We start from the raw sequence: 23,349 nt of genomic DNA on the forward strand, positions 1-23,349 counted from the left end.
TCGGTTTTGTCGCTTTCAAGGGAAGCAGTGGCATTTTTCGGCGCAGTGGTCTGGCTTGTCAGGAGGGGTGACCGGAAACGAGAACCGCTCCCGACACAAAGCCGTTTTGGCGTTTAGGCGGAAGAGCTGCCTGAGCGGCCTTTCAGGGCTCCATGTACCAGGGCAAGCACGCCGGCTCGCAGCAGCTCGTACTTGTCGGGAAGGCCAGGGCCCCTTGGCAGCTGGCCTGCGGCGTCGAGCGTTGCGATGCCATGCGAGAGCGCCCAGACCTCGATGGCGATAAAGCGCGTATCGACGCCCTGAAAACCCTCCGGAAAGGTATCGGAGAGGGCCTGAACCAGAAAATCGAAGGCATTGCCGGAGGTCTTTTGGTCGCCTTGAGCGCCGTTGGACCTGGAGGGACCGCAGGATTCGCTCTCGGCGGGTTTGGCCGAGAACATGGCGGCGTAAAAGCCGGGCTCCTGTTCGGCGAAAGCCAGATAGGCCTCCCCCATGCGGGTGAAGCGCTCGAGCGCCGTGCCTTCGCTTTGAAGCGCCCGGCCGAGCCGTTTCGCCAGCTCGTCGAAGCCGCGGAAGGCGACCTCCGCGACCAGGGCCTCGCGGCCGCGGAAATGCCGGTAGAGTGCCGCCGGCGTCACACCCACGAGCTTGGCCGCATCCGCAAGCGTGAACCCGCCGATGCCCCGTTCGGCAATGAAGCGCTGCGCCGCCTCGATCAGCGCTTCCTTCAAATTGCCGTGGTGGTAGCCCTGCCGGTCGAACGGGCCGCGCCAATGCCGCATGATGGGTCCTTCTGCTCTGCCCGCCGACCTTAGGCTGCCGTTGCCGGGGCGGCTAGAGCTGTTTCCATTGACATGGAATCAACTCTCCTCTCGGCTGTGCCGCATTTTCAACGGTGAACCGGATCCACTTCACCTGAAAATGCGCTAGATCGGAAGGCTCATCAGGGTGAACAACCGTGTGGGCGAAGAGGTTCAGAAATCTCTTCGATGAGGGATCGTCGAACGAGTAGAGCGCGGGCTTCCCTCCCCTTTGTGGGGAGGAGAGCAGGTTGTGCCGTTCGGCTCCGCAGCCCCGGGTAGCCTGGGCATTAAAAAAGGCCCGGAGCGCTCCGGGCCTTGGGGTCCTTATTCTTCGTCTTCGTCGGAGCGCTTGAGCTGCTTCAGCTTGGCGAAGACCGAGTTGACGTCGATGGCGTCTTCCTGGACCGGCTTCGGGCGGCTCATGTCGGCAAACGGATCGACCCGCTCGGGCGCCGTGGAGACTTCCGCCGGCATCAGGGTGCCGCCATGCTCCTGCGGCTCCACATGCGGACGGTCCTTGGCGGAGCGCTGCACCTCGAAATCGAGATCGATCTGCGAGCACAGGCCCAGCGTCACCGGATCCATCGGCGAGAGGCTGGCCGAATTCCAGTGGGTGCGCTCGCGAACCTGCTGAATGGTGGTCTTGGTGGTGCCCACCAGACGCATGATCTGCGCATCCTTCAGCTCGGGATGGTTGCGCACGAGCCAGAGGATCGCGTTGGGGCGGTCGTGACGGCGGGAAACCGGGGTGTAGCGCGGCCCCTTCTTGACCCGCTTCTGCTCCGGCAGCTTCACCCGCGACTCGGCGAGCCGAAGGCGATGGTTCGGATCCGCTTGCGCCTTCTCGATCTCGTCGCGGGTCAGCTGTCCCGTGGTGATGGGGTCGGAGCCCTTGATGCCCGCTGCCACTTCGCCGTCGGCAATGCCTTTCACCTCAAGGGGGTGGAGCTTGCAGAAATCGGCGATCTGGTCGAACGACAGCGACGTATTCTCGACGAGCCAAACGGCTGTCGCCTTCGGCATCAACGGTCCCTGGGACATGTACGTGAACCTCCTTCAGGCCGGGCGCCGGCACTTCGGCGCCGCACGGCAAAACTCTCTTGCGCTCCGAACCGGTGGGGACCGGAGCATCTCGTCTCACGATGTGAGGGAAACGAGATGATTATAGGGATCGTGCCGCGATGTTGCAAATTTTAAAGGCGCAAAACGATCTTCCCGATATGCTCGCCCCCGTCCATGCGGGCATGGGCCTGCGCGACATCCTCCAAGGCGAATGCTGAATCCATGACGGGCCTGCACCGGCCCTCGGCCAGCAGCGGCCAGACCCTGCTCTCCAGGGACCGGGCGATCGCGGCCTTCTCCGCGGCCGAGCGAGGGCGCAAGGTCGAGCCCGTATGGGTCAAGCGCTTGACCATCAGGCGGCGGAAATCCACCTCGGCCTTGCCGCCGCCGAGAAAGGCGATCTGCACGATCCGGCCGTCCTGGGCGGCAGCCTCGTAGTTGCGGGAGATGTAGTCGCCGCCCACCATGTCGAGGATCACGTCCGCGCCCCGGCCGCCGGTCGCCTCCTTCACGGCGGCGACGAAATCCTGCGTCCGGTAATTGACCGCCACATCCGCCCCGAGCCGCAGGCAGGCCTCGCACTTTTCAGGCGATCCCGCGGTGGCGATGACCGTGGCTCCGAAAGCCTTGGCGAGCTGGATCGCCGTGGTGCCGATGCCCGAGGTCCCGCCATGGACGAGAAGCGTCTCGCCCGATTGCAGGCGGCCCCGGTCGAACACATTGGTCCAGACGGTGAAGTAGGTCTCCGGGATCGCACCTGCCTCCTCCAGGGATAGCCCCTGCGGCACGGGAAGGGCGTTGCTTTCATGAGCGACGGCGTAGTCCGCATAGCCCCCGCCCGGCACGAGGGCCATGACCGGGGTGCCGATGGAGAAGCGCGTTGCGCCTGATCCCGCAGCAACCACTTCGCCTGCGATCTCGAGCCCCAGGATGTCCGGCGCGCCGGGCGGCGGCGGGTAGCCGCCTTGGCGTTGCGCCACATCGGGGCGGTTCACGCCCGCCACTCCTACCTTGACCAGGATTTCGCCGTCCTTGGGTTGAGGAACGGGGCGCCAGATCACCTTGAGGACCTCGGGCCCGCCGGTTCCATCCGCCACCACAGCGCGCATCATGTCCTGAATCGGCCCCATTTTTCCCTCCTTTGGTCGACAAGCTCCGGGGATATAGGCACCTTTGGCAAGGAATGCATGCCGGACTATATTGCCGACCAAACGCTGAAGAGGAGAATGCCATGGCCCTCGATCCTTTCGCCGACGAGCCGCGCAAGATCATGAGCGCCCACGAGATCGGCCAGGACCTGTCGATGCTCTCCATCGCCGAGATCGACGAGCGCGTCGAAATGCTCGAGCGGGAGATCGCCCGCCTGAGGGAGGCAAGGGCCAAGAAGGAAAGCTCCCTTGCGGCCGCGAGCGCGTTCTTCAAGCTCGGCCAGGCTTAAACACGCATTAACCATTCCGTCCTAGGATAAGGGGACCTCCAGTTCCGGCTGGATGCCAGGTGGCTCTTGAGGCCCACTTGTGTTTGACGCTTCCCTGTTAGACTTGAAGAGCCGCCGCGAGCGGCTCGATTTTTGTGGGCCGGCTTAACCTTAAGAAGAGGTTACCGGGGCAAGGCCCGCTGGATTATCCTATAATGCTTCCATGAGATCGAGACCCTCCGGCCGTTCGCGGTGGGGGCAGGCCCTTGGGAGATGGTGCGTGAACGAACCCGACGTAGTCCAGCTTGACGTCGACCTTGTCCGCTTCGGGCAGAACTTCGTCGGTTCCGATGCTTTCAAGGCCCTGTTCCAGGAGGGCATGGAACTCATCGAGGAAACCGCCGCCTATCTGGATGGTCCGGGCCGCGAAGAGTCCCGAACCCTGCAGCGCCAGGTCGGCATGGTCTATGCCAGCGAGAGCATGCGGCTCACGACACGCCTGATGCAGATCGCCTCCTGGCTCCTGCTGCAGCGGGCCGTTGCCGAAGGAGAGCTCTCGCCCGATCAGGCTCAGACCGAGAAGAACCGGGTTCGCCTGACCTTGAAGGACACCACCACGACGGTTGCCGAATACGAGGCGCTGCCTGACCGGCTGAAGGAGCTCATGGGATTGGCGACCCGGCTGCACGCCCGGATCCTGCATCTCGAGCGGCTCATGTCGGAGGCCGGAACCGAGCCCCAACTCTCCGCGCCGAACCCGGTCGCGGCCCAGCTCGGGATGCTGGAACGGGCCTTCGGGGCGGCGGAGTAGGTTTCCCGCCTGACGCGGCCTTCCCTCAGGCTTGCCCGAGACTTGTCTTGACGATGCGCAAGCTGGGAACACCCGGCTTGCGGTCGGGAGGAGACGGAGAGGGGGGCGCCACACCTTCAAAGGCTATCGCTCACATCCTGGCCCTACCCACGAGGGGAGAGGGCAACCCGCGCTCTACCCTGCCGGCGATCCCATGTCATGTTGAGTGCTCCCGGACGCCGTGGAGCAAAGAAAAAGCCCCGCCTAAGCGGGGCTTTTTGCATTCCGGTAGAAGCTGCCAGCGCGGGAGGCGCCGGATTACTTCTTGCCGCCGAGGCCCAGGCCGCCGAAGCGCGAGTTGAAGCGCGAGACGCGACCGCCGCGGTCGAGCAGCTGCTGCGTGCCGCCGGTCCAGGCCGGGTGGGTGTTCGGGTCGATGTCGAGGTTGAGGGTGTCGCCCTCTTTGCCGTAGGTCGACCGGGTCTGATACTCGGTGCCGTTGGTCATGACCACCTTGATGAAGTGGTAGTCGGGATGTTCGGTTGCTTTGCGCGCCATTGCCATAGTCCTTCTTGCGGCCAGCCAGGTCTGGTCAGCCCGCAATGTTAAGATCGAGCCTGAATTGATGAATGCGCGCCTATACCTCACTTAAGTCCTTGAAACAAGCCGGGGCAAAGGTGCTAAACCGCTTCGAGATGAGAATCCGGACAACGAAGGGTGCGATGGCCGATCTTTCCCAAGGGCAGACCCGTCCCAAGGCGGCGCTCGGCGCCCTGAAACCGCTGATCCCCTATGGCCTTGCCTACAAGGGGCGGATCGCGGCGGCGCTGGCGGCCCTCGCCATGGCGTCCGCGGCCACCCTCGTCGTGCCCATCGCCGTGCGCAGGGTGGTCGATTTCGGCTTCTCGGAGGAGGGCAGGGTCTTCATCAGCGCCTATTTCGCCCTTCTGCTGGTGGTGGTGGGCGTTTTGGCCGTTTCCAGCGCGCTGCGCTACTACTGCGTCATCACCCTGGGCGAGCGGGTGGTGGCCGACGTGCGCTCCGCCGTGTTCCGCCACCTGACCTCCCTCGATCCGGCCTTCTTCGACCAGACGAAGAGCGGCGAGATCGTCTCGCGGCTCACCGCCGACACCACCCAGGTCAAGGCGGCCTTCGGGGTCAGCATCTCGATTGCCTTGCGCAACCTCTTCCTGTTCCTGGGCGCAACCGTGCTCATGATCGTCACGAGCCCGAAGCTTTCGGCCCTGGTGCTTCTGGCGATCCCGGTGATCGTCCTGCCCCTGGTCTTTTCAGGCCGGGCCGTGCGCCGGCGTTCCCGGGCGGCGCAGGATCGCCTGGCCGATGCCTCGGCCTATGCGGCGGAAGCCATCGGGGCGGTGCGCACCATGCAGGCCTTCGGGATGGAAAGCCTCACGGCCTCGCGCTTTGCCGCCGCCGCCGAGGACGCCTTCACTGCGGCGCGGCTTTCCACCACCATGCGGGCTTTCCTGACGGGGGCTGGCCTCTTCCTGGTGTCGGCAAGCGTGGTGGGTGTGCTCTGGTACGGGGCACAGGATGTGCTGGCCGGCGAGATGACCGGCGGGCGGCTCTCGCAGTTCGTGCTTTATGCGGTCTTTGCCGCAAGCTCGCTCGGCCAGCTCTCGGAGGTTTACGGGGAACTCGCGCAGGCCGCCGGCGCGGCGGAGCGGCTGGGTGAGATTCTGGCCGCCAAGCCTGCCGTCCGGACACCCCATGCGCCGAAGCCCCTGCCTGAGCCGTCTCCCGGCACGGTGGCGTTCGAGGATGTGCACTTCTCCTACCCGACCCGCACCGAGCAGCCCGCTCTCCACGGGTTGAGCTTCAAGGTCGCATCCGGCGAGCGGGTTGCCATCGTGGGGCCGTCGGGCGCCGGCAAGAGCACGATCCTGCAGCTGCTCCTGCGCTTCTACGACCCGCAGAGGGGCACGATCCGGGTCGATGGGGTGGCGATCACCGAGGCCGATCCTTTTGCGCTCAGAGCCCGCATGGCCCTCGTGCCGCAGGAGCCGACGATCTTTGCCGCATCCGTTCTCGACAACATTCGGTATGGCCGCCCCGACGCCACGGAGGACGAGGTGCGCCGCGCGGCCGAGCTCGCCTCCGCCGACGGCTTCATCCAGGCCATGCCGCAGGGCTACGGCACCCCCATCGGTGAGCGTGGCGTGACCCTGTCCGGCGGCCAGCGCCAGCGTCTCGCCATTGCCCGCGCCATCCTGAAGGACGCGCCCATCCTGCTCCTCGACGAGGCCACCTCGGCCCTCGATGCGGAGAGCGAGCGCAAGGTGCAGACCGCCCTCGACCGGCTGATGGAAGGCCGCACGACCCTGGTCATCGCCCACCGGCTGGCCACCGTGCGCTCCGCCGACCGGATCCTGGTGATGGACGACGGCCTGATCGTGGAGGAGGGGACCCATGAGGCGCTGCTCGCCCAAGGCGGGCTTTATGCGCGCCTGGCGCGCCTTCAGTTCACGGGCGAGCAGGAGCACAATCTGGCGGCCGAGTAGGCGCTCGGCTCAAAAAACTTCGCGGCTGACGGCTGACTTTGACGTTGGGACTTCCATCTGATTGGATGCCCCTTGCAGCAAGATCGACAGGGGCGCCTCAGACCAGCCGGGAGGGTGCGCATGGTCGTCAGCAAGAGGCATCCGCGGGACTGTCCCCGCATCAACATCCGTGAGCCATGGGACCTTCAGTATTGGTCCGACCGATGGAACGTCCCACGCCAGCAGGTGGTGGAAGCCATCCGACGCGTCGGCGATCAGGTTCATGATGTCGCGCAGGCGTTGGGGAAAAACTGACGTGACAGGTTGGTCGCTTAGCGACCTTTTCCAGTGGCTATGTCAGCGTCAAACTTGATCGGGACGTGACCTCCCGCGCAACCGCATTTGCTTAGCCATTCGTTCAATCAAGGAGCGTAGGGCCGAGGCAGATTCCTACGAACAGGATCAGCCAGATCAAGCGGCGGATCACATCAGGCAACGCCTGAGCCATGAGATTGAGCTCTCGCGAGCTGTATTCCTCACCGCTCCGTCAATTTAAGCTCGATACGCCGGTTGCGGGCATAGGCCTCTTCCGTGGTGCCGTTGTCGAGGGGCTGGAACTCGCCGAAGCCGGCGGCGACCAGGTGCTGGGGCTTGACGCCTCGGGCGACGAGAGCCTGCACCACGGCAATGGCGCGGGCCGACGACAGGGCCCAGTTTGACGGAAATTGCGAGGTCGCGATGGGTCGCTGGTCGGTATGCCCGTCGACGCGAATGACCCAGGGGATGTCCGGCGGCACCTGCCGCTCCAGTTCCATCAGGGCGCTGGCGATCCGGTCGATCTCGCCCGATGCCTCCGGGCGCAGGATCGCTTGCCCACCGGGGAAGAGCACCTCGGACTGGAAGACGAAGCGGTCGCCCACGATGCGCACGTCGGGGCGGTTGCCGAGAATCTGGCGCAGGCGGCCGAAGAAGTCGGAGCGGTAGCGGGCCAGTTCCTGCACCCGCTGGGCGAGCGCCACGTTGAGGCGGCTGCCGAGATCGGCGATGCGGGCCTGACTTTCCTTGTCCCGATTCTCGGAGGCCGCAAGCGCCTCTTCCAGCGCCGCCAGCTGGCGGCGCATGGCGGCGATCTGCTGGTTGAGGATCTCCACCTGGCTCAGCGCCCGGCCCGTGGCCTGACGCTCGCCTTCAAGCTGCGTGTTGAGCTGCTGGGCCTGGTCTTGAGCGGCGCCGCCGCTCTCCAGGAGCGCCTGCAGGCGCGCCCGCTCGGCCTCGTTGGCCCTGAGCGTGGTCTGGAGCGAGATCACCGTGTCTTCGATGGTGCGCCGGCCAGAGCGCTCGAGCGACAGGAGGTCGGTAAGCTCGGCGATCTGGCGGTTCAGGCGGTCGAGAACCGTATCGCGGCCCGACAATTCGCGGGACAGGAAGAACTGACCGACCGTGAACACCGAGATCAGGAAGATGATGGCCAGAAGCAGGGTGGACAGGGCGTCCACGAAGCCGGGCCAGTAGTTGAGCTGGCTTCGCCCCCCGCGCCGGCGTCCGCCTGTGCTCGACATGGGCATCAGGGCAGCCTTTCACGGGAAATGCGGTCGAGCACCTGCTTCAGCTCCTTCTCGCGGGCGGCCTGAGCCTCCACCCAGTCGCGGATCATCTGCTGCTCCGCCCGCATGTGCTGGACGAGGCCCTGCACGCCCTCGGCCAAGTTGGCCATGGCCTGCGTGGCGGCCCGGCCGCCCCCGCCGTCGTTGACGGCGGCCGTCAGCCGGTTCAGCGCGAGGGTCAGGTCCTGTGGGGTGCCCGCCCGAACCGGCGCGTCGGCAGCGGGCGTGTCCATGGTGGACATCGCCAGCCAATCCTCCAGCTCCGTGTAGAAGCGGCTCTGGGCCTGGCCGGCCTGAAGGTCGAGGAAGCCGAGGACGAGGGAGCCTGCGAGGCCGAAGAGCGAGGCGGAGAAGGACAGGCCCATGCCCTGGAGAGGGCCGGCGAGCGAGTTCTTCAGCTCGTCGAACAGAACCGCCGAATCCTGGCCCGTTCTCAAGGACGAGATGATGCGCCCGACCGAGCCCACGGTGTCGATGAGGCCCCAGAAGGTGCCGAGCAGCCCTAGGAAAACCAGGAGGCCGGCGAGATAGCGCACGATCTCGCGGCTCTCGTCGAGGCGGGCGCCGATGGAATCGAGCAGCGAGCGGGTGGCGGCGACCGAAAGCGCGGCTTCGCTGGGCCGGTTGCCCATCAGGGTGGCCATGGGGGCGAGCAGCACTGGCGGGGTGGGGGCGACGAGCCCCTCTTCGTTCTGGCGGAAGGTGTTGACCCAGCGGACCTCGGGGCGAAGGCGCCAGACTTGACGGATCGCGAGCACGATTCCGATCGCCATCACGCCCAGGATCAGGGCATTGAGGCCCGGATTGGCTTGGAAGGCTTCCCAGATCTGCCGGTAGAGAATGAAGGCGACAAACCCTGCCAGAATCAAAAAGACCGCCATGCGGATGAGATAGATCCGCGGTGGGGTAAGGGGTTGATCCGCCATCGTTATCCTGTGCATTCGTGCTTCGGGACTGCGCTAATGTGACCGCGCTGGTCCTGGGGATCAAGCGCGACCATGGGTTCCCGCGTCTGCACGAACAGAAATATCAGCCTTTCGCCTTCTTCAGGAGCCGCAGGAGCTCGCGGTGCATGATCTCGTTGCCGCAGGCGACCGAGCCCTTTGTGAGGGGGTCGCTGCCGCCGTCGGCGTCGGAGATGAAGCCGCCCGCCTCGCGGATCATGAGGATGCCGGCGGCGATGTCCCAGGAGTTGAGCCCCCGCTCCCAATAAGCATCGAAGCGTCCGCAGGCCACATAGGCGAGATCCAGGGACGCTGCGCCGAAGCGGCGCATGCCGCCCACATTGCCCATCACGGCTGCCGTCTCGCGCAGGAAAAGGCCGTGATCGCCCCGGCCGATATGCGGCAGGCCGCAGCCCACCACCGCATCCGCCAAGTCGTTGCGGGCGGCCACGCGGATGCGGCGGTTGTTCAGGTAGGCGCCCTTGCCGCGCTCGGCGATGAACAACTCGTCCTTGGCCGGATCGTAGATCACGCCGGCCACGATCTGGCCGTCGCGCTCCAGGCCGACCGAGATGGCGAACTGCGGCAGGCCGTGCAGGAAGTTCGTGGTGCCGTCCAGCGGATCGATGTGCCAGCGGTGGCTCGTGTCCGTGCCCTCGACCACGCCTTCTTCCTCCATGACGAGGCCGTAGCCGGGACGGGCCTTCTCCAGCGCCTCGCGCAGGATCTTTTCCGCCTTGCGGTCGGCGGCCGAGACGAAGTCGCCGGGGCCTTTCCGGGAGACCTGCAGGTTCTCGACCTCGCCGAAATCGCGCTTGAGGGAGCGCGAAGCCTTCATCACGGCATCGGTCATGACGGTCATGAGGGGCGAGCGGATCATCGTGGGCAGGTCCTGGCAAAGAGCGGGTGCAAAAGGAATGTGGTCGATGGACCACGGGAGGGTTGTCGTCAAGCGGTGGATAACCGGACGGGCGGCCCAATTGATCCCGTGCCGGGTGATTTTAGGTGGTTGGTCTGGCGCTCCGCGTCATGGCTGGGCTCCACGTCATAACCGGGCTTGTCCCGGCCATCCCGAATATGACAAGCAATGCGCTTCACCGATCGAGATCGCCGGCACAAGGCCGATGATGACGGCAGGAGCAAGCTTCAGCGCATGCCGAGGCGCTCCGCCGCGAGGCGCTCCGCGCGGGTGCGCTCGTCGGCGTTCAGGTCCTTGAGGGCGTTGTCGAGCCAGGGATCGTTCAAGCCCTGGGCGGCGGCCAGGATATGCCAGGCTGCGGCATCGACCTTGTTGACGGGAACGCCCCGGCCCGCCACCAGGAGCCGCGCCAGGCGGTTCTGGGCGATGGCATTGCCTTTGGCCGCGGCCCGGCGAAAGGAGCGGGCGGCCTGGGATTCGCTTGCCGCAACGCCTTCGCCGTTGAAGAGCAGGATGGCGTATTCCACCTCGCCCACGGAGCTGCCGTTCCGGGCGGCCCGCTCGAACAGGCGGGCCGCAGCCGCAGGGTCGCGAGCCACGCCCCGGCCCTTGAGGTAGAGCACGCCGAGGGCATGCTGGGCATCGGGGATTTCCGCTTCCGCAGCCTTCTTCAGGAGGTCGACAGCCTTCTGCAGATCCGCATCCGCGTTGCTGGTGAGAAGGAGCAGGGCAAGGTTGTGGCTGGCCAGCGGATTGCCCTTGGCTGCTGCTTCTTCCAGCCAAGCCCTTCCTTGGGCCTGGTTCTTCGCCATGCCCCGCCCGTCGAGCGCCATGAGGCCAAGCGATGCCAGCGCGTTGGCATCGCCCCGCTGCGCCGCCAGCCGGTACCATTCGGAGGCCTTTTTCGGATCGGCCGCGACGCCAAGCCCCTGATTGTAGAGCTCGCCCAGGAGCGTCATGGCGGCGGCATCGCTGTTGTTCTTCTCCAGCCGGAGCGTCGCCTCCCGGAAGGCCGTCATGTACAGGCCACGCTGATAGGCCCCATAGGCCATGTCGGGCTCGGCCGCGTGGGAAAAGGTGGCGGATGCCAGGAGGAGAGCGCCGCCGAGGAGGCAAGAGAGACGCATCAGCGCGAGGCCTCCTGCCGGGCGAGAATATCGGCTGCAGCCTTGACGCCGGCGGCCGCGCCATCGGGGTGGGACCAGACCGCATCGCCAAGGGCCACGAACTCCGCATGCGTGGCCGCCAGGGTTTCGACGGCCTCAAGGGCCGGGGCGTAGGCCACGCAGGGCGTCTCGAAGATCTCGGCCCACCAGGCCACGCGCTCGGCCACGCTCTCTAGGGAGGGCAGGGAGCCGTCCCGCCGCGGCTCGCCGAAGAGCAGGTAATCGACGCCGGCCTCGCCGAGGGTCATGGCATCGTCCTTGGTGCGGATGCCGCCCACGCCGATGGCGCGCTCGGACTTCAGGCGCTCCCGCCATTCACGCACCAGGCCGGGATCGCCCTGGATGTGGACCCCGTCGGCTCCGGCACGGGCCGCAACGGTCGCCAGGTCCGCCTTGCCGTCCGTGGTGATGATCAGGGCCGCTCCATTGTCCTGGGCGGCAGGCCCGAGGGCCTTCACCTGATTGATCAGGGTGCGCTCGTCGGCCGGGGCCAGCCGCAGCAGGACAGCCGCGACGGCGCCGGTCGCGCAGGCCTCGGCCAGCTGCGGGGCGAAGGAGGCATCCTCCAGAACGGGGGTGATGAGGTAGAGGCGGGCGGCGGTATCGGCCATGGGTCACAGGTCACACAATAAGGAAAGACACCGTTCCCATAACGAAAACGGGGCCATCTTGCGAGGCCCCGCTTGTCGATCATGATTAAGGCGAAAGCCAGATCGGGCGATGCCGCCCGGCTCCCTTCCCCTTGTGGGCAGGGTGAGGCTCATCTCGGTGTCATTCCCGGCCGAAGCGAAGGCGAAGGGAAACCACGGCTGCCGTGTGTGGGAATGGATCCCCTTCCCGGTCCTGCGGGGCCGCCGGGGATGACACCCTTCGGGCCATAACCGGCCTTGCGCCGGCCATCCTGATGGGAGTGGCGCGGTGCCTCCCTAAAACGAGATCACCGGCACGAGGCCGGTGATGACGTAGTGGGTTCGTCGAAGGTTGGAGGCTCTGCTTTACTCAGCCGCCTGCCGGTTGGCGCCGAAGGTCGGGTCGAGCTCGCCGGAGGCGTAGCGCTTGGCCATCTCGGCCAGCGTATAAACCCGCTTGATCTTCGAGGCCTGGCCTGCGGTGTTGAACTCCTGCAGGCGCTGCTTGCAGAGCTTGGTCATCGCGTCCATGGCGGGCTTCAGGTACTTGCGCGGGTCGAACTCGCCCGGGTTCTCGCTCAGAACCTTGCGGATCTGGCCGGTCATGGCCATGCGGTTGTCGGTGTCGATGTTGATCTTGCGCACGCCGTGCTTGATGCCGCGCTGGATCTCCTCAACCGGCACGCCCCAGGTGGGCTTCATCTGGCCGCCATACTGGTTGATGATGTCCTGCAGGTCCTGCGGCACCGAGGACGAGCCGTGCATCACCAGATGGGTGTTCGGCAGCTTCTGGTGGATCTCCTCGATGATGTGCATCGCGAGGATCGCGCCGTCGGGCTTGCGGGTGAACTTGTAGGCGCCGTGAGAGGTGCCCATGGCGATGGCGAGCGCGTCGACCTTGGTCTCGGCCACGAACTTCACGGCCTCGTCCGGGTTCGTCAGCAGCTGGTCGTGGGAGAGCTTGCCCTCGGCGCCGTGGCCGTCCTCGGCCTCGCCTTCGCCGGTTTCCAGGGAGCCCAGCACGCCGAGTTCGCCCTCCACCGAGATGCCGCCGAGATGAGCCATCTCGACCACCTTCTTGGTGACGCCCACATTGTAGTCCCAGTCGCCCGGGGTCTTGCCGTCGGCCTTGAGCGAGCCGTCCATCATCACCGAGGTGAAGCCGGCCTGGATCGCCGTCATGCAGGTGGCGGGCTCGTTGCCGTGGTCGAGGTGCACGCAGACCGGGATCTGCGGATAGATTTCGGTGACCGCATCCATCATGTGCTTGAGCATGACGTCGTTGGCATAGGAGCGCGCGCCGCGGCTTGCCTGAATGATCACCGGCGCATCGACCTCGCTGGCCGCCGCCATGATCGCGAGCGCCTGCTCCATGTTGTTGATGTTGAAGGCAGGCACGCCGTAGCCTTGCTCGGCTGCGTGATCCAGAAGCTGCCTCATGGTAATGCGGGCCATTTAGTCCTCCGTCTTGGTTTTGCTTTTAAACAGCGCAGAAGCTGAACCTCAGCTTAAGCCTCTCGTTAAGCCATCTAGGCCACGTTTCGCCCTGGCAAAGTGGGTACCCACTTTGCTTAAGGCCAAGGCTCAGGCTCTCAGGGCTTCCACGCCGGGGAGCGACTTGCCTTCCAGCCATTCGAGGAAGGCGCCGCCGGCCGTCGACACATAGGTGAAGCTGTCCGCCACACCGGCGTGGTTGAGGGCCGCGACCGTGTCGCCGCCGCCGGCGACCGACACGAGCTTGCCCTCCCGGGTGCGCTGGGCCGCGTGACGCGCGGCCGCCACCGTGCCCTGGTCGAAGGGAGCGATCTCGAAGGCGCCGAGGGGGCCGTTCCACACCACCGTTGCGGCGTCGTTGATGGCGGCCTGGATGCGCTCGATGGACTGCGAGCCCACATCGAGGATCATCTGGTCCTCGGGGATCGCGTCGATGCCGTAGGTGTGGTTGACGGCACCGGCCTTGAACTCGTAGGCGCAGACGCCGTCGACCGGCAGGATGATGGCGCAGTTGGCATCGCGCGCCTTCTCGATGATGCGCATGGCGGTTGCCGCCAGATCCTTCTCGGCGAGCGACTTGCCCACGCCGAGGCCCGCAGCGTGAACGAAGGTATTGGCCATGCCGCCGCCGATCACCAGCGCATCGACCTTGGCGACGAGGTTTTCGAGCAGGTCGATCTTGGTCGAGACCTTGGCGCCGCCCACGATGGCGACCACCGGGCGCTTCGGCGCCTCCAGGCCCTTGGTGAGGGCGTCGAGCTCCGCCTGCATGGAGCGGCCGGCGTAACCCGGCAGCGCGCGGGCGAGGCCCTCGGTGGAGGCATGCGCCCGGTGCGCCGCCGAGAAGGCGTCGTTCACATAAAGGTCGCCGAGCTTGGCCAGTTCCTGGACGAAGGCCGGATCGTTCTTCTCCTCGCCCGCATGGAAGCGGGTGTTTTCGAGAAGCAGCACGTCGCCGTCCTTCAGGGCGTTGACGGCTTGGCTCGCGGCCTCGCCGATGCAGTCATCGGCGAAGGCCACGGGTTTGCCGAGGTGGCTGGCGACCGCTTCCGCAACCGGCTTCAGGGATTCCTTCGGATCGCGGCCCTTCGGGCGTCCGAAATGAGCGAGAAGGATCACCCTCCCGCCCTTGTCGGCGATTTCCCGGATGGTGGGAAGGACGCGCTCGATGCGCGTCGCATCCGTGATCCGGCCGTTCTCCATGGGCACGTTGAGGTCCACCCGGACGAGAACGCGTTGTCCCTTGACGTCGGCTTGGTCGAGCGTGCGGAAGGCGGTCACTGGCAGCCTCCCTTAGATGAGCTTCGCCATGGCGACGGCGGTGTCCGCCATGCGGTTCGAGAAGCCCCACTCGTTGTCGTACCACGACATGACGCGCACGAGGTTGCCGTCCATCACCTTGGTCTGGTCCATGTGGAAGGTGGACGAGGCCGGGTTGTGGTTGAAGTCGATGGAGACGTTCGGCTCGTTGGTGTAGGCCAGCACGCCCTTGAGCTGCTGCTCGGCGGCGGCCGTGATCGCCGCGTTGATCTCTTCCTTCGTGGTGGCCTTGCGGGCGATGAACTTGAAGTCGATCACCGAGACGTTCGGGGTCGGCACGCGGATCGAAACGCCGTCGAGCTTGCCGTTGAGCTCCGGCAGCACGAGGCCCACGGCCTTGGCGGCGCCCGTCGAGGTCGGGATCATGGACAGGGCGGCCGCGCGGGCGCGGTACATGTCCTTGTGCATCTGGTCGAGCGACGGCTGATCGTTGGTGTAGGAGTGGATCGTGGTCATGAAGCCCTTCTCGATGCCCACGGCGTCGTTGAGCACCTTGGCGACCGGCGCGAGAGCGTTCGTGGTGCACGAGGCATTCGAGATGACGATGTGATCCTTCGTCAGCTGGTCGTGGTTGACGCCGTAGACGACGGTGAGATCCGCGCCGTCGGCCGGGGCCGAGACGATGACCCGCTTGGCGCCGGCGGTGAGATGCGCCGAGGCCTTGTCCTTGGACGTGAAGATGCCGGTGCACTCCATCGCGATGTCGACGCCCATCTCCTTGTGAGGAAGGGTCGCCGGATCCTTGATGGCGGTGACGCGGATGCGCTGGCCGTTGACGACGATGAACTCGCCGTCGACCTGCACGTCGCTGGGGAAGCGGCCATGGACGGAGTCGTAGCGAAGCAGATGGGCGTTCGTTTCGACCGGGCCGAGATCGTTGATGGCCACCACCTGGATGTCCGTGCGGCCGCTTTCCACGATGGCACGGAGGATGTTGCGCCCGATGCGACCGAACCCGTTGATCGCGACCTTCACCGTCATAGTCTTAGCTCCCTTGTAAGATAAGGCTAAAGGTTTCTCTCGCCTTACAGATTATGTGTCCTGAGAACCTTCTCGGCCACGGCTTCGGCGGTGATGCCGAAGTGCTTGTAAAGGTCCTTGTAGGGCGCGCTCGCCCCAAACCCATGCATGCCGACGAAAATTCCGTCCGAGCCGATGATCGAGTCCCAGCCGAAACGAACGGCCGCCTCCACCGCAACCTTGATCGGCGCATCGCCGATGATGCGGGCACGAACTTTCTCGGGCTGAGCCATGAAGAGGTCGAGCGAGGGCACCGATACAACGCGAACGGCGAAGCTTTGTTCATCCAGAATTTTCTGGGCCGCCAGGGCGATCTCGACTTCGGAGCCCGAAGCAAAGATCGTGGCGCGGGCCTTTCCGTTCGCCGGGGACAGCTCGTAGGCGCCAGCCGCCGACTGGTTCTCCTGGCCGCCGGCCTTGCGAACCTGCGGCAGGTTCTGGCGGGTGAGCGCCAGCATGGTCGGGCCGTCTGTGCGCTCCAGGGCCAGCTGCCAGCACTCCGCCGTCTCGATGGCGTCGGCCGGGCGGAACACGCGCATCTTCGGCATGGCGCGCAGGGCCGCCAGGTGCTCCACCGGCTGGTGGGTGGGGCCGTCCTCTCCCAGGCCGATGGAGTCGTGGGTCATCACGTAAACGGCCGGGATCCCGGCGAGCGCCGCGATGCGCATGGCGGGGCGGGCATAGTCGGTGAACACCATGAAGGTCGCGCCGGCCGGCACATAGCCGCCATGGAGCGCGATGCCGTTCATGGCCGCAGCCATCCCGTGCTCGCGGATGCCGTAATGGATGTAGCGGCCTGCAAAGTTGCCCGGCGAGATGGCAGTGAGGTTCTTGGTCTTGGTGTTGTTCGACGGCGTCAGGTCCGCCGAGCCCAGCACCAGCTCCGGCACCGCCTCGGTGATCACCTCGAGCGCGATCTCGCTGGCCTTGCGGGTGGCGACGTTCTGCGGCTCAGCCGCGAGGCGATCCTTCAGACCGGCGACCGCATCGGCCAATCCTTGCGGACGCACGCCCTTCACGCGGCGCTCGAACTCGGCGCGCGTGTCGGCAGGCAATGCCTTCAGGCGCTCGGCCCAGGCCTTGCGCTGGCGGCGGCCCTTCCTGCCGGCCTTGGCCCAGGCGTCACGGATGGTGTCCGGGATCTCGAAAGGCGCGTGGCTCCAGCCGAAGGCAGCCTTGGCGCCGGCCAGCTCCTCGGCGCCGAGCGGCTCGCCATGGGCCTTGGAGGTGCCGGCCTTCTTCGGCGCGCCGTAGCCGATGGTGGTCTTGCAGGCGATCATGGTCGGGCGGTCCGACTTCTGGGCGCGGGAGATGGCGCGCTGCAGGGCCTTCGGATCGTGGCCGTCCACGCGCACGGCCCGCCAGCCGCAGGCCTCGAAGCGCTTCACCTGGTCGACCGAGTCGGACAGCGACAGGGGGCCGTCGATGGAGATGCCGTTGTCGTCCCAGAGCACGATGAGGCGGCTCAGCTTCAGGTGGCCTGCGAGCGCAATGGCCTCGTGGCTGATGCCCTCCATGAGGTCGCCGTCGGAGGCGAGCACATAGGTGTGGTGATCGACGAGGTCGTCGCCGTACTCGGCGTTCAGCATGCGCTCGGCGAGCGCGAAGCCCACCGCCGTGGCAATGCCCTGGCCGAGGGGCCCGGTGGTGGTCTCGACGCCCGGGGTCATGAAGTTTTCCGGGTGGCCCGGGGTCTTGGAGTCGAGCTTGCGGAAGTTCTTCAGCTCCTCGACCGTCATGCCCTTCACGCCCGTCAGATGCAGGAGCGCGTAGAGCAGCATGGAGCCGTGGCCGGCCGAAAGGATGAACCGGTCGCGGTCGGGCCAGGCCGGGTCGGCGGCGTCGTATTTCAGGAACTTGGTGAACAGCACGGTCGCCATGTCGGCGGCGCCCATGGGCAGGCCCGGATGGCCGGATTTGGCTTGTTCGACGGCGTCCATGGCGAGGACGCGCACGGCGTTCGCCAGATCGGAATGGGTGACGCGATCGGCGGAAACGGTATCTTGCACGGCGAGATCCACAAGTCGTATGGCCCGAAAAGGGGCGGTCTGTCTGGAAAAGGCCGGGGCTCCTTAACACGGGGCAGGGGCGAGTCAAAGGCACCAAGTGGCGTAATCCCCTTTAAGACCCGTTGCCGATAGAGGGCTCCGGGCCCTGAGCATGGGACTTGAAAAGAGCGGATTTGCCCTTTTGGGATCGATCCGATGCTCCCTTCCCCGAACGACGCATGGCTTGCAGCGGACCCGAAGGGCCACGCCCGTGAAAACCGGGTCCACTTTTCCGCACGATGGGTTAGTCTCGTGGCGATTCCCGGAGGCATGATGGCGCCCAAACTCGACGACGCGATGAAGCGGCTGGACATAGCCTTGGGGCTTCTCGAGGCCTCCGTCTCCAGGCGCCTGGAGGCAGACCGGCGCCGGGGCGGCCTGGAAACGGAGCTGCAGCTCATGCAGGACGACCGGGCACGCCTCGCCGAGGAGCTCGACGGGGCGCTCACCCGCCTCCATCGCTTCGAGGCGGCCACCGACGATGTCAGCCGGCGGGTGCGCCAGGCCATCGGCGCGGTTCAGACCGTGCTCGCCCAGGCCGGGCAGTTCGAGCCGGAGGAAGGTTGAGGATGCCCCAGGTCACCGTCACCATTGCCGGAAAAACATACCGCATGGCCTGCGCCGAGGGCGAGGAGCGGCATCTCGAAGGCTTGGCCGCCTCCTATGACGCCAAGATCGAGGACATGCGCGCCTCCTTCGGCGAGATCGGCGACCTGCGCCTGCACGTCATGGCGGCCCTTGCCCAGGCCGATGAACTGCACGAAACGAAAAGACGGATTGCCGCGCTGGAAGCGGAGGTGGCGGCGCTCAACAGCATCAACGTCTCCAGGGACGAGCGCGTGGAGCGGATCGAGGCAAGGCTCGCCGAGGGCATTCAGATGGCGGCCGAGCGGATCGAGCAGCTGGCGCGCAGCCTCAATGCGGCGGGGCAGGCCTAGAGCCATCGCAACACTGTCTTGTTGCGGCATGGCAAACCGCCTGCTCTAGTAGGGGGATGAGTTCCCTGCCCGAAGATCGTTTCTCCAAGCGCGTCGAGGAGGCCTGCCTGAACGGCTGGCCGGCCTTGCGCGAGGTGGTGTTCGACGGCTGGCTGCTCCGGCTGGCCGACGGCTACACCAGGCGGACCAACTCGGTGAACCTGATCGGCGTGGGGACGCTGCCCTTCGACGAGAAGCTTCGGTACTGCGAGGCGCTCTATGCCTCCCACGGACTTCCGGCAATCGTCTGTGTTCCGTCCACCGCCGACCCCTGTCTCAGTCACGTGCTCGACGAGCGCCGATACGGTCCGCCGGAAGACGAGAGCCGCGTTCTTTTTGCGGATTTTGACAAGGCCCCGCCGCAGGCATCCCCTGAGGCCGAAACGGAGGAAGGTCTTCCGGGAGCCGCATGGCTCAAGACTTTGGCTCGGCTCCAGAACCAAAGCGATCAGGCCCGGAGAACCCATAGACGGATTCTGGAAAGCCTCTCCACCTCGGCCGTTTTCGCGGCTGTCCGCCTCCCGGACGGGCAAATCGGCGCCCTGGCCTACGGGGCCGTTCACGATGGGCTCGTCTGCGTGAACTCGGTCGTGACCGATCCGGCCTTCAGGCGCCGGGGCTTGGCTCGCAAGGCAGTCTCGACCGTGCTAGCGTGGGCACAAGGGAGCTGTGGAGCAACAGGCGCCTGCTTGTCGGTCGTGGCCGACAACGCCCCTGCCGTGGCTCTTTACCAAACGCTCGGCTTCGGCCGCGAGGTCTACCGCTATCATTACCGGCGCCAGATCGGTTGACGGCGGGGCCGCGGGCTTTCAGATCCGGTGGGACAGCCGGTGCTGGCGCTGCCGGAGCGTGGTCAGAAGCGCCACATAGGGCTCGCGCCGCTCGTAATGCGCCGCCACGATCTTTCGCTTGAGAGATGTCTTGAGCGTCTGGTCGGTGCCGTTCTTTTCGATCTTTTCCAGCTCCACGTCATGCGCGAAATCGATGTTTCCCAGCATGTGCAGCACCTCCCGCATCATGGCGTCGATGCTCGACGTATCCGGGTAGTCGCTCCGATGAAGTTTTTCGTCGTTATCGTGCTTCAGATGGGTCATGTTTCCTCCGATGATCGATGACGCATCCCCTACCGGACCATTTGAGAACCAAACCGCCAGTTGAGCCATTCCGTAAACATCCGCAGGTACTTCCCCTTAATCCGCTATCGGTACCTCTCTGGAGACAAAGCTGTGCCCGTCCGGCGATGAAGATATCGATCCCCAGTCGATTTTCCCTCTTCCAACCGGCCTCCATCGTCCCTACATAGGAAGGGCGGGGCTGCGGGGCGCGTTAGGAGTTCATATTCCCCGGGGCCTTATCGATCCCAATGGGAGCTGTCCCTGCCCGGTCCGTGGACCGGAACATACGGCGCCCACCTACTTTGTAGGTTCCCGGGATCGCTTCTCCGACGGCTTTTGTGGCTCCGCACCTTATGACCTCTCTCCCCCCTCCCGAACGGAAAGAACAGCTTCGCGGCGAGGGGTTCGCGCGCCGGGACGCGCTCGACAAGAGCTTCCGCAAGCAAGCCGCTCGGCGCATCGCCGCTCAAGCGCTCGATCTTCCCGATCTCCAGAACATCAATCCGGTCGGAGCCTATTGGCCGATCCGCAGCGAGGTCGATCCGCGCCCTCTCCTGGAAGCGCTGCTCGCGCGCGGGCAGGATGTGGCCCTCTCCCAGATCCTCCACCCCCATTTGAGCTGGCGCCTCTGGCAGCCCGGCGACGTGCTGGTCAAGGGCGGCTTCGGCGTGCGCGAGCCCGGGCCCGACGCCCCGGAGGTTTTCCCCAAGGCGCTGCTCGTTCCCCTCGTGGCCTTCGACCGCAGGGGCGGGCGCATCGGCTACGGCAAGGGGCACTTCGACCGGGCCATCGCGGCGCTCGAAGCGCAGCATCCCGTCTTGACCATCGGCCTGGCTTATGCGGTTCAGGAGATCGAAGAGGTTCCGATCGAGTCCCATGACCGGATGCTCGACGTTATCATCACCGAAGCCGAACTCATTCGGACCAAACCCGCATAGGGAACTGTCATGCGTCTTCTCTTCCTCGGCGACATCGTCGGGCGGCCCGGCCGCAATGCGGTGATCGAGCGCCTGCCCGGGCTTCGCGACCGCTGGCGGCTCGATTGCGTGGTGATCAACGGCGAGAACTCCGCCGGGGGCTTCGGCATCAACGAAGCCATCTGCGACGAGATCCTGGCCGCCGGCGCCGATGCGATCACGCTCGGCAATCACACCTGGGATCAGCGCGAGACCCTCGTGTTCATCGAGCGGCAGCCCAGGCTGATCCGCCCCGTGAACTACCCGTCGGGCACGCCGGGCCGGGGCGCGAACCTCATCGACACCCGCTCGGGCCACCGGGTCCTCGTCGTCAACGTCATGGGCCGCCTCTACATGGACCCGCTCGACGATCCGTTTGCTGCCGTCGACCGGGAGCTCGAGACCTGCCCCCTGGGCCAGGTGGCGGATGCGGTGATCGTCGACGTTCACGCGGAGGCGACCAGCGAGAAGCAGGCCATGGGCCACCACCTCGACGGGCGGGCGAGCCTCGTGGTCGGCACCCACACCCATGTGCCCACCGCCGATCACCGGGTTCTGCCGGGCGGCACGGCCTATCTGTCGGATGCGGGCATGTGCGGCGATTACGATTCCGTGCTCGGCATGCAGAAGGAGGAGTCGATCCGCCGCTTCCTCCAGAAGACCCCGGGCCCCCGCATGGAGCCGGGCCTGGGCGAGGGCACGCTCTGCGGCATCGCCGTCGAGACCGACGACCGCACCGGGCTCGCGGTGCGTGTGGCGGCGGTTCGCCTCGGGCCGAACCTGGAAGAGACCTGGCCGCGCTTCTGGGATTGAGGGCGGCTTCTTCCCTCTCCCGCAGAAGGGGGGAGGGCGACGGTCCCTTGGCGTGGAGCGTCGCCGTTCCCATCTCTCCCGGCACGGAGGTGATCGGTGGACGCAGACACGAAGACGACCAGGACCGGCAGGATCAACGTCTATCGCCAGGAAAGCGAGTTCCACCGGGCCCACGAGCACCAGAGCGCCTCCGCCGTCCTGCGCGCCGTGATCGACGAGGCCAAGGGCGAGACGATCTCCATCCAGGAAATCATCGAGGCCTTCGGCGAGCGCGCCTTCGGCTTCGTGCTGATCCTGTTCTCCCTGCCCAATTGCGTGCCGAACATCCCGGGCATCGCCGGCATCGTCGGCACCCCGGTCCTCATCTTCGGCATCCAGATGATGCTGGGCCATAAGCGGCCCTGGCTCCCGGGCTTCATTCTGAGGCAGACGGTCTCGGTCGCGAAGTTCAAGCGCCTTATCGACATTGCCGAACCCAGGCTCCAGAAGCTCGAGAGCTACTGCAAGCCCCGGCTGCTGCCGCTCTTCGGCCCCATCGGCGACCGGGTGGTGGGGCTTTTCGCCTTCTTGGCGGCCGTGTCCGTGCTGATCCCCTTCCCCGGAACCAACTTCCCGCCCTCCATTGCCCTCGTCATCGCCTCCATCGCCATCATGGAGGAGGACGGCTACCTGCTGATCGTCGGCTATCTGATCGGCCTTGTGGGGCTGGCCTATACGGTGACGGTGCTAGGCGCCTCCTACCACCTCATCCTGGCGGGCATTCAGAACCTGCCCGGATGGCTCGGCTTCTAGATCGATCGGATCATGTATGAGGGGGCTTTGCCTTAGGCCCTTCGCCGCCTTATAAGCGGCCCATCGTCAACTTCTCCGGCCTGACGGGCGCTTGGGATCCAAGCCGCTTTCGGCCGAACCTTCCGGAGGCCCCCATGGCCGGGCATTCACAGTTCAAGAATATCATGCACCGCAAGGGCAAGGTGGACGCGGTGCGGTCCAAGGTCTTCTCCAAGCTCGCCCGCGAAATTACCGTGGCGGCCAAGATGGGCCTTCCCGATCCCAACATGAACCCGCGCCTGCGCGCCGCGATCCTCGCGGCCCGAGCCGAGAACATGCCCAAAGACAACATCCAGCGCGCCATCAACAAGGCCTCGGGCGGCGACGCGGAGAACTACGACGAGATTCGCTACGAGGGCTACGGCCCGGGCGGGGCTGCCATCATCGTCGAGGCCATGACCGACAACCGCAACCGCACGGCGTCCGACATCCGCTCCTACTTCACCAAGAGCGGCGGCAACCTGGCTGAAACCGGCGCCGTCTCCTTCATGTTCGACCGGGTCGGCTATATCGAGTTCGGCGCAGAGGCAGCCGATGCCGATACCATGCTGGAGGCTGCCATCGATGCGGGCGCCGACGACGTGGCTTCCGGCGAGAACGGCCACGAGATCTACTGCGACCAGGGCACCCTCAACGAGGTGACCAAGGCGCTCGAGGACAAGTTCGGCGAGCCCAAGGCCTCCAAGCTGGTCTGGAAGCCCCAGACCCCGGTCGCCGTCGACGACGAGACCGGCGAGAAGCTCATGAAGCTGATGGAATCGCTGGAGGAGCACGACGACGTCCAGAACGTCTATGGCAACTTCGAGCTCTCCGAGGGGCTCATGCAGAAGATGGCCGGCTGATTTTGCCTGTGCGTCATGCCCGGGCTCGTCCCGGGCATCCACGTCTTCTTAACCGTTGATGGCGTGGATGGCCGTAAGCCGATGCGGCTGTGACGGTG

25 protein-coding genes and 1 other RNA gene are annotated in these 23,349 nt (G+C 65.8%); 12 read left to right on the forward strand and 14 right to left on the reverse strand.

The genetic code is table 11. From position 1 onward, the window contains the following. Positions 1-113 precede the first annotated feature (113 nt). The 3 genes from JKG68_RS14370 to JKG68_RS14380 all read right to left on the reverse strand — a co-directional run bounded on the left by JKG68_RS14370 (position 114) and on the right by JKG68_RS14380 (position 2,977). Positions 114-782 carry a TetR/AcrR family transcriptional regulator gene (locus JKG68_RS14370; RefSeq protein WP_202060620.1) on the reverse strand — a complete coding sequence of 223 codons (669 nt, stop codon included), beginning with the start codon at positions 780-782 and terminating at the stop codon, positions 114-116. A gap of 345 nt (positions 783-1,127) precedes the next feature. Continuing rightward, positions 1,128-1,844 carry a DUF1013 domain-containing protein gene (locus JKG68_RS14375; RefSeq protein WP_202060622.1) on the reverse strand — a complete coding sequence of 239 codons (717 nt, stop codon included), beginning with the start codon at positions 1,842-1,844 and terminating at the stop codon, positions 1,128-1,130. Positions 1,845-1,996: 152 nt separating this feature from the next. Then, positions 1,997-2,977, reverse strand: coding sequence for an NAD(P)H-quinone oxidoreductase (locus JKG68_RS14380; protein ID WP_376773150.1), 981 nt, complete (start codon positions 2,975-2,977; stop codon positions 1,997-1,999). Positions 2,978-3,096: 119 nt separating this feature from the next. Between JKG68_RS14380 and JKG68_RS14385 the strand changes: the two genes are divergently transcribed. Continuing rightward, positions 3,097-3,303, forward strand: a complete 207-nt coding sequence (locus JKG68_RS14385) for a DUF1192 domain-containing protein (protein WP_202060628.1) — start codon at positions 3,097-3,099, stop codon at positions 3,301-3,303. A gap of 259 nt (positions 3,304-3,562) precedes the next feature. After that, positions 3,563-4,093, forward strand: a complete 531-nt coding sequence (rcdA, locus tag JKG68_RS14390) for a protease adaptor protein RcdA (RefSeq protein WP_202060630.1) — start codon at positions 3,563-3,565, stop codon at positions 4,091-4,093. Positions 4,094-4,390: 297 nt separating this feature from the next. Here rcdA and rpmE read toward each other — a convergent pair whose 3' ends face one another. Next, on the reverse strand, positions 4,391-4,630 hold the full coding sequence (gene rpmE / locus JKG68_RS14395; protein ID WP_202060632.1) for a 50S ribosomal protein L31: 240 nt from the start codon (positions 4,628-4,630) through the stop codon (positions 4,391-4,393). A 164-nt stretch (positions 4,631-4,794) separates the two neighbouring features. On the opposite strand from rpmE, the gene JKG68_RS14400 reads away from it, so the two are divergent. Together JKG68_RS14400 and JKG68_RS14405 are read left to right on the forward strand one after the other, a co-directional pair. Continuing rightward, complete coding sequence (locus JKG68_RS14400) at positions 4,795-6,594, forward strand: ABC transporter transmembrane domain-containing protein (protein ID WP_202060648.1); 1,800 nt, start codon at positions 4,795-4,797, stop codon at positions 6,592-6,594. Positions 6,595-6,714: 120 nt separating this feature from the next. After that, the gene (locus JKG68_RS14405) at positions 6,715-6,888 is read left to right on the forward strand and encodes a DUF3606 domain-containing protein (protein ID WP_202060649.1); all 174 of its coding nucleotides are present in this window, start codon (positions 6,715-6,717) and stop codon (positions 6,886-6,888) included. A 221-nt stretch (positions 6,889-7,109) separates the two neighbouring features. On the opposite strand, the gene JKG68_RS14410 is transcribed toward JKG68_RS14405, so the two are convergent. The 9 genes from JKG68_RS14410 to tkt form a co-directional block, all read right to left on the reverse strand. Continuing rightward, the gene (locus tag JKG68_RS14410) at positions 7,110-8,132 is read right to left on the reverse strand and encodes a peptidoglycan -binding protein (RefSeq protein WP_376773151.1); all 1,023 of its coding nucleotides are present in this window, start codon (positions 8,130-8,132) and stop codon (positions 7,110-7,112) included. A 5-nt stretch (positions 8,133-8,137) separates the two neighbouring features. Beyond that, positions 8,138-9,103, reverse strand: coding sequence for a flagellar motor protein MotA (locus JKG68_RS14415; RefSeq protein ID WP_202060653.1), 966 nt, complete (start codon positions 9,101-9,103; stop codon positions 8,138-8,140). Positions 9,104-9,206: 103 nt separating this feature from the next. After that, positions 9,207-10,001 (reverse strand): inositol monophosphatase family protein, encoded by a 795-nt coding sequence (locus JKG68_RS14420; protein ID WP_202060655.1) that lies wholly within the window; start codon positions 9,999-10,001, stop codon positions 9,207-9,209. Between the two features lie 266 nt (positions 10,002-10,267). Further along, entirely contained in the window at positions 10,268-11,167 is a 900-nt protein-coding gene (locus JKG68_RS14425; RefSeq protein WP_202060662.1) for a tetratricopeptide repeat protein, read from the reverse strand. Continuing rightward, complete coding sequence (locus tag JKG68_RS14430; RefSeq protein ID WP_202060668.1) at positions 11,167-11,817, reverse strand: thiamine phosphate synthase; 651 nt, start codon at positions 11,815-11,817, stop codon at positions 11,167-11,169. Before JKG68_RS14430 ends, JKG68_RS14425 begins: the two co-directional genes overlap by 1 nt. A 384-nt stretch (positions 11,818-12,201) precedes the next feature. Further along, on the reverse strand, positions 12,202-13,290 hold the full coding sequence (fba, locus tag JKG68_RS14435) for a class II fructose-bisphosphate aldolase (RefSeq protein WP_202060670.1): 1,089 nt from the start codon (positions 13,288-13,290) through the stop codon (positions 12,202-12,204). Positions 13,291-13,419: 129 nt separating this feature from the next. After that, entirely contained in the window at positions 13,420-14,610 is a 1,191-nt protein-coding gene (locus tag JKG68_RS14440) for a phosphoglycerate kinase (protein ID WP_202060672.1), read from the reverse strand. Between the two features lie 12 nt (positions 14,611-14,622). Continuing rightward, the gene (gap, locus tag JKG68_RS14445) at positions 14,623-15,630 is read right to left on the reverse strand and encodes a type I glyceraldehyde-3-phosphate dehydrogenase (RefSeq protein ID WP_202060677.1); all 1,008 of its coding nucleotides are present in this window, start codon (positions 15,628-15,630) and stop codon (positions 14,623-14,625) included. Positions 15,631-15,674: 44 nt separating this feature from the next. Next, positions 15,675-17,678 carry a transketolase gene (gene tkt / locus JKG68_RS14450; RefSeq protein ID WP_202060679.1) on the reverse strand — a complete coding sequence of 668 codons (2,004 nt, stop codon included), beginning with the start codon at positions 17,676-17,678 and terminating at the stop codon, positions 15,675-15,677. 195 nt (positions 17,679-17,873) lie between these two features. Here tkt and JKG68_RS14455 point away from each other — a divergent pair, with 195 nt between their 5' ends. Genes JKG68_RS14455 through JKG68_RS14465 form a run of 3 tightly spaced genes read left to right on the forward strand, consistent with a single transcriptional unit; the run spans position 17,874 to position 19,485 of the window. After that, positions 17,874-18,284 carry a DUF4164 domain-containing protein gene (locus JKG68_RS14455; protein ID WP_312890803.1) on the forward strand — a complete coding sequence of 137 codons (411 nt, stop codon included), beginning with the start codon at positions 17,874-17,876 and terminating at the stop codon, positions 18,282-18,284. Positions 18,285-18,286: 2 nt separating this feature from the next. Then, positions 18,287-18,655, forward strand: a complete 369-nt coding sequence (locus tag JKG68_RS14460) for a cell division protein ZapA (RefSeq protein ID WP_202060686.1) — start codon at positions 18,287-18,289, stop codon at positions 18,653-18,655. A 56-nt stretch (positions 18,656-18,711) separates the two neighbouring features. Beyond that, positions 18,712-19,485, forward strand: coding sequence for a GNAT family N-acetyltransferase (locus tag JKG68_RS14465; RefSeq protein WP_202060688.1), 774 nt, complete (start codon positions 18,712-18,714; stop codon positions 19,483-19,485). Positions 19,486-19,503: 18 nt separating this feature from the next. Here the strand turns inward: JKG68_RS14465 and JKG68_RS14470 are convergent, their stop codons facing one another. Next, positions 19,504-19,788, reverse strand: coding sequence for a hypothetical protein (locus JKG68_RS14470; protein ID WP_202060690.1), 285 nt, complete (start codon positions 19,786-19,788; stop codon positions 19,504-19,506). A gap of 214 nt (positions 19,789-20,002) precedes the next feature. On the opposite strand from JKG68_RS14470, the gene ssrS reads away from it, so the two are divergent. The 5 genes from ssrS (at position 20,003) to JKG68_RS14495 (ending at position 23,251) form a co-directional block, all read left to right on the forward strand. Further along, positions 20,003-20,158, forward strand: a non-coding RNA gene (ssrS, locus tag JKG68_RS14475) — 6S RNA. A gap of 4 nt (positions 20,159-20,162) precedes the next feature. Then, on the forward strand, positions 20,163-20,747 hold the full coding sequence (locus tag JKG68_RS14480; protein ID WP_202060692.1) for a 5-formyltetrahydrofolate cyclo-ligase: 585 nt from the start codon (positions 20,163-20,165) through the stop codon (positions 20,745-20,747). A gap of 9 nt (positions 20,748-20,756) precedes the next feature. Then, the gene (locus JKG68_RS14485; RefSeq protein WP_202060699.1) at positions 20,757-21,578 is read left to right on the forward strand and encodes a TIGR00282 family metallophosphoesterase; all 822 of its coding nucleotides are present in this window, start codon (positions 20,757-20,759) and stop codon (positions 21,576-21,578) included. A 96-nt stretch (positions 21,579-21,674) separates the two neighbouring features. Further along, positions 21,675-22,370 carry an exopolysaccharide biosynthesis protein gene (locus JKG68_RS14490; protein WP_202060701.1) on the forward strand — a complete coding sequence of 232 codons (696 nt, stop codon included), beginning with the start codon at positions 21,675-21,677 and terminating at the stop codon, positions 22,368-22,370. Between the two features lie 134 nt (positions 22,371-22,504). After that, positions 22,505-23,251, forward strand: coding sequence for a YebC/PmpR family DNA-binding transcriptional regulator (locus tag JKG68_RS14495; protein WP_202060703.1), 747 nt, complete (start codon positions 22,505-22,507; stop codon positions 23,249-23,251). Positions 23,252-23,349 lie beyond the last annotated feature (98 nt).

Source organism: Microvirga aerilata, from assembly GCF_016743775.1.
Classification (GTDB): Bacteria; Pseudomonadota; Alphaproteobacteria; order Rhizobiales; family Beijerinckiaceae; genus Microvirga; species Microvirga aerilata.

Coding starts and splice junctions, on each gene's coding strand:
- JKG68_RS14455 (WP_312890803.1), top strand. CDS start 17,874: ATGCTCCCTTCCCCGAACGACGCATGGCTTGCAGCGGACCCGAAGGGC.
- JKG68_RS14465 (WP_202060688.1), top strand. CDS start 18,712: ATGAGTTCCCTGCCCGAAGATCGTTTCTCCAAGCGCGTCGAGGAGGCC.
- JKG68_RS14425 (WP_202060662.1), bottom strand. CDS start 11,167: ATGCGTCTCTCTTGCCTCCTCGGCGGCGCTCTCCTCCTGGCATCCGCC.
- JKG68_RS14485 (WP_202060699.1), top strand. CDS start 20,757: ATGCGTCTTCTCTTCCTCGGCGACATCGTCGGGCGGCCCGGCCGCAAT.
- JKG68_RS14470 (WP_202060690.1), bottom strand. CDS start 19,788: ATGACCCATCTGAAGCACGATAACGACGAAAAACTTCATCGGAGCGAC.
- JKG68_RS14430 (WP_202060668.1), bottom strand. CDS start 11,817: ATGGCCGATACCGCCGCCCGCCTCTACCTCATCACCCCCGTTCTGGAG.
- JKG68_RS14370 (WP_202060620.1), bottom strand. CDS start 782: ATGCGGCATTGGCGCGGCCCGTTCGACCGGCAGGGCTACCACCACGGC.
- gap (WP_202060677.1), bottom strand. CDS start 15,630: ATGACGGTGAAGGTCGCGATCAACGGGTTCGGTCGCATCGGGCGCAAC.
- JKG68_RS14400 (WP_202060648.1), top strand. CDS start 4,795: ATGGCCGATCTTTCCCAAGGGCAGACCCGTCCCAAGGCGGCGCTCGGC.
- JKG68_RS14460 (WP_202060686.1), top strand. CDS start 18,287: ATGCCCCAGGTCACCGTCACCATTGCCGGAAAAACATACCGCATGGCC.
- JKG68_RS14420 (WP_202060655.1), bottom strand. CDS start 10,001: ATGATCCGCTCGCCCCTCATGACCGTCATGACCGATGCCGTGATGAAG.
- rpmE (WP_202060632.1), bottom strand. CDS start 4,630: ATGGCGCGCAAAGCAACCGAACATCCCGACTACCACTTCATCAAGGTG.
- JKG68_RS14495 (WP_202060703.1), top strand. CDS start 22,505: ATGGCCGGGCATTCACAGTTCAAGAATATCATGCACCGCAAGGGCAAG.
- JKG68_RS14385 (WP_202060628.1), top strand. CDS start 3,097: ATGGCCCTCGATCCTTTCGCCGACGAGCCGCGCAAGATCATGAGCGCC.
- JKG68_RS14415 (WP_202060653.1), bottom strand. CDS start 9,103: ATGGCGGATCAACCCCTTACCCCACCGCGGATCTATCTCATCCGCATG.
- JKG68_RS14405 (WP_202060649.1), top strand. CDS start 6,715: ATGGTCGTCAGCAAGAGGCATCCGCGGGACTGTCCCCGCATCAACATC.
- JKG68_RS14375 (WP_202060622.1), bottom strand. CDS start 1,844: ATGTCCCAGGGACCGTTGATGCCGAAGGCGACAGCCGTTTGGCTCGTC.
- fba (WP_202060670.1), bottom strand. CDS start 13,290: ATGGCCCGCATTACCATGAGGCAGCTTCTGGATCACGCAGCCGAGCAA.
- JKG68_RS14410 (WP_376773151.1), bottom strand. CDS start 8,132: ATGTCGAGCACAGGCGGACGCCGGCGCGGGGGGCGAAGCCAGCTCAAC.
- JKG68_RS14480 (WP_202060692.1), top strand. CDS start 20,163: ATGACCTCTCTCCCCCCTCCCGAACGGAAAGAACAGCTTCGCGGCGAG.
- JKG68_RS14380 (WP_376773150.1), bottom strand. CDS start 2,977: ATGATGCGCGCTGTGGTGGCGGATGGAACCGGCGGGCCCGAGGTCCTC.